Raw genomic sequence first — 7,350 nt, 5'->3', positions numbered from 1 at the left:
AGTGTTTCGGTGGTTTTAGCGTCAGGGAAACGCCCGGTCCCATTCCGAACCCGGAAGCTAAGCCTGACTGCGCCGATGGTACTGCAACCGAAGGGTTGTGGGAGAGTAGGACACCGCCGAACTTAACTTAAGAAGAAGGGGCGGGACTCCGGTCGAGAACCTGAAAAGGTTTTCCCGGAGCCCCGCCCCTTTTTTTCATGCCCAAAAAACCGGCGGACCGTGAGAACGGCCCGCCGCACTCACTCCGGCCGGCGCAGCAAATACGTGTCCATGATCCACCCGTGCCGCTCCCGAGCCGCGGCCCGCGTCTCCCGGATCTTCGCCGCCAACGCCTCATCCAGTGGCCCGGACAGCAAAATCTCGTCCGGAGTCCCGACGTACGCACCCCAGTAGATCCACAGTCCCTGGCCCGCGTACTGATCGAACGTCGTGTGCGCGTCGAGCAGCACGAAGACGTCGTCGGCGTCACTCGGCCAGCCCTCGGCCAACCGGCGACCGGTCGTGAGCTGCGCGGCACGGCCGATCTGGTTCATTGTCGTGCGATGCCGGGCCACTAGCGCGGAGATACTGCTGATTCCTGGCACGACCTCGTAGTCGAACGCGACGTTCCCGCGCGCCAATACGGCCTCGATCAACGCGATGGTGCTGTCGTACAGCGCCGGGTCGCCCCAGACGAGGAACGCGCCGGTCTCGCCGTCGGCCAGCTCGTCGCGGATCAGCCGCTCGTAGACGTCGGTGCGGAGCTGATGCCAGTCAGCGACCGCGGTGCGGTAGTCGGCAGGCTTCCGGTCGCGATCGGGGTCCTTCGCGCTCACCACGCGATACCCCGGGCGGCTCACGAACCGCTCCAGTATCTCCTGGCGCAGCTGCACCAGGTCGGCCTTCGCGCTGCCCTTGTCGAGCACGAAGAAGACGTCGACGCGATTGAGTCGGTCGACCGCCTGCACCGTGAGGTGTTCCGGGTCGCCGGCGCCGATCCCGATCGCGTAGATCTTCCGCATCCGTGCAGTCTCTCCCGGCGGGTAACCGGGTTCACGACAGGGTCCCCTGGCATGCCACTACCCCCTAGGGGTATAAAGGAGGAGCAAGCGGAGAGACGATAGGGAGTGTGGCGATGACCGAAACGACTTACACCGTCGAGGGCATGACGTGCGGGCACTGCGTCGGATCGGTGAAAGAGGAGGTAGGAGGCCTGGCCGGCGTGCAGACGGTCGACGTCGACCTCGCCACCGGCGCAGTGAAGGTCACCAGTGCGGAGCCGATCTCGCGCGAGGCCGTCGAGGCCGCCGTCGCTGAGGCCGGCTACCAGGTCGTCGCGTAAAAAGGAGTGACATGAGCACCACGACACCAGCCCCCGTGCAGTCGGTCGAACTCGCCATCGGCGGGATGACCTGCGCGTCGTGCGCTGCTCGGGTCGAACGGAAGCTCAACAAGGTCGACGGTGTCACCGCGAGCGTCAACTACGCGACCGAGAAGGCGCACGTCGAATACCCCTCCACGGTTTCGGTCGACGACCTGGTGGGCGTCGTCGAAGCGACCGGGTACACCGCGCAAGCGCCGCAACCGGAGAAGCCGGAAGAACCCGAACAGGACGAAACGCGGCCGCTGCGCGACCGGCTGCTGTACTCGGCGATCCTCACGGTGCCGGTGATCGTGCTGGCGATGGTCCCCGCGCTGCAGTTCACGAACTGGCAGTGGCTGTCGCTCACGCTCGCCGCGCCGGTCGTGGTCTGGGGCGCGTGGCCGTTCCACCGCGCCGCCTGGACCAACCTCCGGCACGGCGCGGCGACGATGGACACGCTGATCTCGCTCGGCGTCTCGGCCGCCACGCTGTGGTCGCTGTACGCCCTGTTCTTCGGCATGGCGGGCATGCCGGGCTTGCGGCACGGCTTCGAGTTCAGCGTGTCCGGGGGCTCGGGAACCGACAACATCTACCTCGAGGTCGCGGCGGGCGTCACCACGTTCATCCTCGCCGGACGCTACTTCGAGGCGAGGTCCAAGCGACGCTCCGGCGCTGCGCTGCGGGCCCTGCTCGAACTCGGCGCGAAGGACGTGACGGTCCTGCGCGACGGCCGTGAGCAGCGGATCCCGGTCGACCAGCTCCGGGTCGGAGACACGTTCGTGGTGCGGCCCGGCGAGAAGATCGCCACCGACGGCGTGGTTACCGACGGTGGTTCTGCAGTCGACGTCAGCATGATTACCGGGGAATCCGTACCGGTCGAGGTCGCAGTGGGTGACGGCGTGACGGGCGCGACGGTGAACGTCGGCGGCCGGATCGCAGTGCGCGCGACGCGGGTCGGAGCGGACACGCAGCTCGCGCAGATGGCCCGGCTCGTCGAGGAAGCACAGAACGGCAAAGCCGCGGTCCAGCGACTGGCCGACCGCGTCTCGGCGGTGTTCGTGCCGATCGTGCTGGTGCTGGCTGTGGGTACGTTGGTCACCTGGCTGCTGACCAGCGGAAACGTCACTGAGGCGTTCACTGCCGCGGTAGCGGTGCTGATCATCGCCTGCCCGTGTGCACTGGGCCTCGCGACCCCGACCGCCCTGCTGGTCGGCACCGGCCGCGGCGCGCAGCTCGGGATCCTCATCAAAGGCCCGGAGGTGCTCGAATCCACTCGCCGGGTCGACACCGTGGTGCTCGACAAGACCGGAACCGTCACGACCGGGCGAATGAGCCTGGTGGACATCCACGTCGGCGAGGGCGTCACGGAACGTGAACTGCTGCGCTACGCAGGGGCAGTCGAGCACGCCTCGGAGCACCCGATCGCGAAAGCAATCGCAGACGGCGCCCGCGAACGAGTCGGCGACCTCCCGTCGGCGACCGAGTTCCGCAACACCGAGGGCCTGGGCGTCTCCGGCCTCGTGGACGGCACCGCTGTCCTCGCCGGCCGCGCAGCCTTCCTGGCCGACTGGAGCGTGAAGGTCGACGACCAGTTGTCCTCGGCGAAGACCGCAGCCGAAGAACGAGGCGCGACGGCAGTCTTCGTCGCATGGGACGGCGAGGCACGCGGCGTGCTGGTGGTCGCGGACACCATCAAGCCGACGTCCGCCCGAGCCGTCGCCGAACTCCGCGCGCTGGGCCTGAAGCCGGTACTGCTGACCGGCGACAACGCCGGTGCCGCGCGAGCAATCGCCGACGCCGCGGGCATCACCGAGGTGGTCGCCGAGGTAATGCCCGAAGAAAAGGTGGCTGTAGTGAAGCGCCTGCAAGCCGAAGGCCGAGTGGCGGCCATGGTCGGCGACGGCGTCAACGACGCAGCCGCCCTCGCCCAAGCTGACCTCGGCCTGGCGATGGGCACGGGAACGGACGCAGCAATCGAAGCCGGCGACCTGACGTTGGTCCGAGGAGACTTGCGCGCAGCAGTAGACGCGATCCGCCTGGCCCGGCGCACGCTGGGCACGATCAAGGGAAACCTGTTCTGGGCGTTCGCCTACAACGTCGCGGCACTGCCACTGGCAGCGTTCGGCCTGCTCAACCCCATGATCGCAGGCGCGGCGATGGCCTTCTCGTCCGTGTTCGTGGTGTCGAACAGCCTGCGCCTGCGGCGGTTCCGGGCTGCGTGATGTGCCTGGACCAGTGAGTGGCTGCGATGGTTCCGGCCGGCTTGACCTGGCCGGGACCATCGCAGCGGCCGCGGCGGTCTCAGTCGGCTTTGATGTGCCTTGAGACCGCCAGCGGCCGTGCCGTTAGGGGCGGCTTGAGGTGTCTTGGACCAGCGAGCAGTTGTGACAGCTCAGGTCGGCGTGGTGCGCCTGGGATCGGCGAGCGGTTGTGCTGGGCCGGCGTGACGTGCGTGGACCGGCCAGCGGTTGTGCCGGTTTCGGTCGGTGTGGTGCAGATAGGGATCGGCCAGTTTCTACGACGGTCCGGTTCGGCTTGACTTAACGGGCCAGCGGCGGGAGTTTTCGCGGCTGGCCCGTTTTTGCTTTCTGGCGAGGGTCCGTTCGCGCCGACCCCAGCCCATGCTTCTGAGCACCCGGACGTGTTCTCCGCCTGCGGCGGCGAAGCGCTTCTATGCCCTCTCGGCCTGGGAAACACCGGGCCGAGGTCGCGCCGGGGAAAACTACTTCAGGAACGCACCAACCGGGCGATCGCGTCCGAGGCCTCGCGCACCTTCAGGTCCGCTTCCTCCCCGCCCGCAGCCGCCGCTTGGACGACGCAAGTCGCCAGGTGCTCGTCGAGCAGCTCCAGCGAGAAGGACTGCAGCGCCTTCGTCGCCGCGGACACCTGCGTCAGGATGTCGATGCAGTACTTGTCCTCCTCGACCATGCGCTGCAGGCCGCGGATCTGCCCTTCGATCCGGCGAAGGCGCTTGAGGTAGGCCTCTCGTTCACTGCCGTAGCCGGTCATCGCACATCGTCCCTTTTTCTCGGCATCCCCGTTGGTTCACCGTCAAGTATACCCACCCGGTGTATCCGGGGCGGGCGTTCAGCCAGTGGCGGTGCCCTCAACGACTTCGCTCAGCGCGGAGGTCGGGCATCGGTCTGGCACGGGTTGACGGCATCCTCGGTCCATCATCGCGGGCCACCCGGACGCCGAGACTATTCCGGCCGCTGTCGAGAGGTCGGAGTTTCGCGGTGGTGCGCCTGCCGCGCCTGCCGTGCCCGCCGCGCCCGCCGTGCGCGGGGCGTTCGCTCAATCGGGACGGCATCGGGGACGTCGGTGAGCGCACCGGTCCGGCCGTCGGACCAGCTCGACGTCGGCGTTCGCGGGGGTTGACCGCAGAGCTGCTGTGCCGCTCGAGCCTGGTGCTTAGCCCGTCGGGGCGGCCTCGGCGACTTCGGTGAGTGCGGAGGTACGTCGCTGATTCGGCACGGGGGTGCCGTCCGGGGCGAGGTCGGCGTTCGCGGTCGCCAGTAGTTCGCGGGCTCCGCGCAGTGCGGCTTTCACCCGTTGCTGGACAGCGGCGAGTTCGGCGACCCGCTGTTCGGCGTCGGCGACGATGCGGGTCGCGTGGTCGGTGGCTTGGCGGACGTGCGCGTCGGCTTCGGCGCGGGCGGCGGCGGTGCGGTCGGCGATTTCGCGGAGTGCGTCGGTGCGGCGGTCGGCCAAGGTGCGCGTGAGGTGTTCTTCGAGCCGCTTGCGTTCTTTCGCTGCCGCTTCGTCTGCGGCTTGGCGTTCTTCGACTGCGCGGCGCAGGAGATCTTCGTGTTCTCGCCGCTGTTGCTCGCGATCCGCGGCGACAGCTTCGACGAGCGCGCGTTCCTTTTCGGTGAGACGGACGGCTTCTGCCTTGGCGTCAGCGATGATCCGCGCGGCGGTGTCCTCGGCGCGGGCGGTGATCTCCGCGGCTTCCTCGCGCGTCAGTTCGACCATCCGGCGCGAGCGTTCCTGCAATGCGTCCGGCTCGATGGGGGTGCGGCTGATCCGGTCGACCGTCGCGCGCAGTTCGCGATTGCGCTCGGCGAGTTCGGCCGCCTGGTGTGCCGCGGCGTCGCGTTCCGCGGCGAGGCGCCGGAATTCCGCCTCGACCCACGTGACGAATTCTTCGACCTGGCCGCGCTGATAGCCGCGCCAAGCCGAGTCGAAGGACGGCCGGACGGCCATCAGGTCCTCGCCACCGCCGGGGGCCATGCTCTCACCTCCCATTTGGATGGTTTCTCCTCGGCGCTCGTTTTTCTTGCCGCACCGGGGTTTCCGCACTGCCTCCAGTGTGCCTGAAGTCCGGCGATCCGTGGGAGCCTGGGGCGGGTCAATCTTCGAGCGGGTCTTCGGTGCCTGTCGCAGTGCTTCGCACGCCGGGCAATTCGGCCAGTTCCGCGGTGAGGTCGGCAAGATCGCCGCGCCCCTGCAACAGCAATGTGACGACCGCGATCCGTTGCCCCTCTTCGGAAACTGTCTCGCGATCGACCGCCACCCGGTGGACTGCCCAGCCTCGATCGGTGCAAGCGGCGAGCACAGCCCGCAGTACGCCGTGCCCGTCGTTATAGCTCAACCGGAGGATCGGCGGCTGCCGCCGATGGCGCGCGACGAACCGGGAAAGCGGCGGGAATCCGCGAGTGATCACGACGAGCCCGGCGGTGGTCGCGACGGCAAGCACCGGCAGTCCGGCACCGCACGCGACACCGACGGCCGCCGCGAGCCAGACGGTCGCCGCGGTCGTGAGGCCGCGCACCGCGTCGCGGCGCACGAAGATCAGCCCCCCGCCGACGAACCCGATGCCGGACACGATCTGCGCGGCGATCCGCGACGGGTCGAGCGCCACGTGCTCGATGCCGAGCAAATCGGCGAAACCGTACTTCGACACCAGCATGAAAACCGCCGACCCGACGCCGACCAGCGTGTGCGTGCGCAGGCCGGCCTGCTTGTTGCCGACCTCGCGCTCGATACCGATCACCGTGCTCAGCAGCAGGGCGAGCAGCACCGGCGGCAGCAGTTCCCACTGTTCGCCGGTGGACCAGAGAGCATGCACGGACGTACCTCCTCGCCCGTCACAATGCCCGGCCTCCGGAGAGCCCGCGCGCCCGGCCCGGCCGGCACGCCTAAGCTCGGGCAATGGCCCGCTACTTCGACGTGCACCCGCAGAACCCGCAGCGCCGCGCGCTCTCCCAGGTGGTCGACCTGCTGCGCGACGACGGGCTCATCGCCTACCCGACCGACTCGTGCTTCGCGCTCGGCTGCCGCATCGGCAACCAGCAGGGGATGGAACGGATCCGCACCATCCGCAAGCTCGACCACCGGCACCACTTCACGCTCGTGTGCCAGGACTTCGCCCAGCTCGGCCAGTTCGTCCACATCGACAACGCGGTGTTCCGGGCGATCAAGGCCAGCACCCCCGGCGCGTACACGTTCATCCTCCCGGCGACGAAGGAAGTCCCGCGTCGGCTGCTGCACGCCAAGAAGAAGACCGTCGGCGTGCGGATCCCCGACCACGTGGTGACCCAGGAACTGCTCGGCGAACTGGGCGAGCCGATCCTGTCGAGCACGCTGCTGCTGCCCGATTCCGGCGAGCCCCTCACCCAGGGCTGGGAGATCAAGGAAGAACTCGACCACGTACTGGACGCCGTCATCGACTCCGGCGACTGCGGCGTGGAACCCACCACGGTGATCGACTTCTCCTCCGGAGAGGCGGAGGTCGTGCGGCACGGGGCAGGTGACCCGTCCCGGTTCGAGTGAACGGGGTCGTCATCGGTCTTGTCTCCTCCTGACGGGGTTGGGTTCGATCCTGATGCGGGCGGCGGCTCCGGCCCGCTCGGCGCGACTGTTGTTGACGCGTTTTGCTCGACCCGACGGTTGCTCCTGACAGCTTCCTGACGCGACGGTTCTTGTCTGGGCGGCTCCTGAAACGGGCTGAATGAACCGACGCCTGTGGTGACGGCAGCTTGGAGCGACTGCCCTGCACATGCAGC

The 7,350-nt window shown here is 68.3% G+C and carries 7 protein-coding genes and 1 rRNA gene; 4 read left to right on the top strand and 4 right to left on the bottom strand.

Going from position 1 to position 7,350, the window contains the following annotated elements; genetic code table 11:
* Positions 1–5 precede the first annotated feature (5 nt).
* A 5S ribosomal RNA gene (rrf, locus tag PUT80_RS35360) occupies positions 6–122 on the top strand.
* Positions 123–239: 117 nt separating this feature from the next.
* Here rrf and cobF read toward each other — a convergent pair.
* Positions 240–1,001, bottom strand: a complete 762-nt coding sequence (gene cobF / locus PUT80_RS35355; protein ID WP_275294750.1) for a precorrin-6A synthase (deacetylating) — start codon at positions 999–1,001, stop codon at positions 240–242.
* 113 nt (positions 1,002–1,114) lie between these two features.
* Between cobF and PUT80_RS35350 the strand changes: the two genes are divergently transcribed.
* Both PUT80_RS35350 and PUT80_RS35345 read left to right on the top strand, forming a co-directional pair.
* A complete protein-coding gene (locus PUT80_RS35350; RefSeq protein ID WP_037814153.1) occupies positions 1,115–1,321 on the top strand; it encodes a copper ion binding protein in 207 nt (68 codons plus the stop codon).
* An 11-nt stretch (positions 1,322–1,332) separates the two neighbouring features.
* A complete protein-coding gene (locus tag PUT80_RS35345) occupies positions 1,333–3,564 on the top strand; it encodes a heavy metal translocating P-type ATPase (protein WP_275294749.1) in 2,232 nt (743 codons plus the stop codon).
* Between the two features lie 505 nt (positions 3,565–4,069).
* Here PUT80_RS35345 and PUT80_RS35340 read toward each other — a convergent pair.
* The 3 genes from PUT80_RS35340 to PUT80_RS35330 form a co-directional block, all read right to left on the bottom strand.
* Positions 4,070–4,351 (bottom strand): metal-sensitive transcriptional regulator, encoded by a 282-nt coding sequence (locus tag PUT80_RS35340; protein WP_009081418.1) that lies wholly within the window; start codon positions 4,349–4,351, stop codon positions 4,070–4,072.
* 402 nt (positions 4,352–4,753) lie between these two features.
* Positions 4,754–5,575 (bottom strand): DivIVA domain-containing protein, encoded by an 822-nt coding sequence (locus PUT80_RS35335; RefSeq protein WP_134734570.1) that lies wholly within the window; start codon positions 5,573–5,575, stop codon positions 4,754–4,756.
* Between the two features lie 118 nt (positions 5,576–5,693).
* Positions 5,694–6,413, bottom strand: a complete 720-nt coding sequence (locus PUT80_RS35330; RefSeq protein WP_134663171.1) for an MgtC/SapB family protein — start codon at positions 6,411–6,413, stop codon at positions 5,694–5,696.
* Between the two features lie 83 nt (positions 6,414–6,496).
* Between PUT80_RS35330 and PUT80_RS35325 the strand changes: the two genes are divergently transcribed.
* Complete coding sequence (locus PUT80_RS35325; protein WP_037814148.1) at positions 6,497–7,117, top strand: L-threonylcarbamoyladenylate synthase; 621 nt, start codon at positions 6,497–6,499, stop codon at positions 7,115–7,117.
* Positions 7,118–7,350 lie beyond the last annotated feature (233 nt).

Source organism: Amycolatopsis sp. La24 (genome assembly GCF_029087445.1).
Classification (GTDB): Bacteria; Actinomycetota; Actinomycetes; order Mycobacteriales; family Pseudonocardiaceae; genus Amycolatopsis; species Amycolatopsis nivea.
This window is presented reverse-complemented; position numbering and strand designations above follow the sequence as displayed.

Coding starts and splice junctions, on each gene's coding strand:
- cobF (WP_275294750.1), bottom strand. CDS start 1,001: ATGCGGAAGATCTACGCGATCGGGATCGGCGCCGGCGACCCGGAACAC.
- PUT80_RS35325 (WP_037814148.1), top strand. CDS start 6,497: ATGGCCCGCTACTTCGACGTGCACCCGCAGAACCCGCAGCGCCGCGCG.
- PUT80_RS35345 (WP_275294749.1), top strand. CDS start 1,333: ATGAGCACCACGACACCAGCCCCCGTGCAGTCGGTCGAACTCGCCATC.
- PUT80_RS35340 (WP_009081418.1), bottom strand. CDS start 4,351: ATGACCGGCTACGGCAGTGAACGAGAGGCCTACCTCAAGCGCCTTCGC.
- PUT80_RS35350 (WP_037814153.1), top strand. CDS start 1,115: ATGACCGAAACGACTTACACCGTCGAGGGCATGACGTGCGGGCACTGC.
- PUT80_RS35335 (WP_134734570.1), bottom strand. CDS start 5,575: ATGGCCCCCGGCGGTGGCGAGGACCTGATGGCCGTCCGGCCGTCCTTC.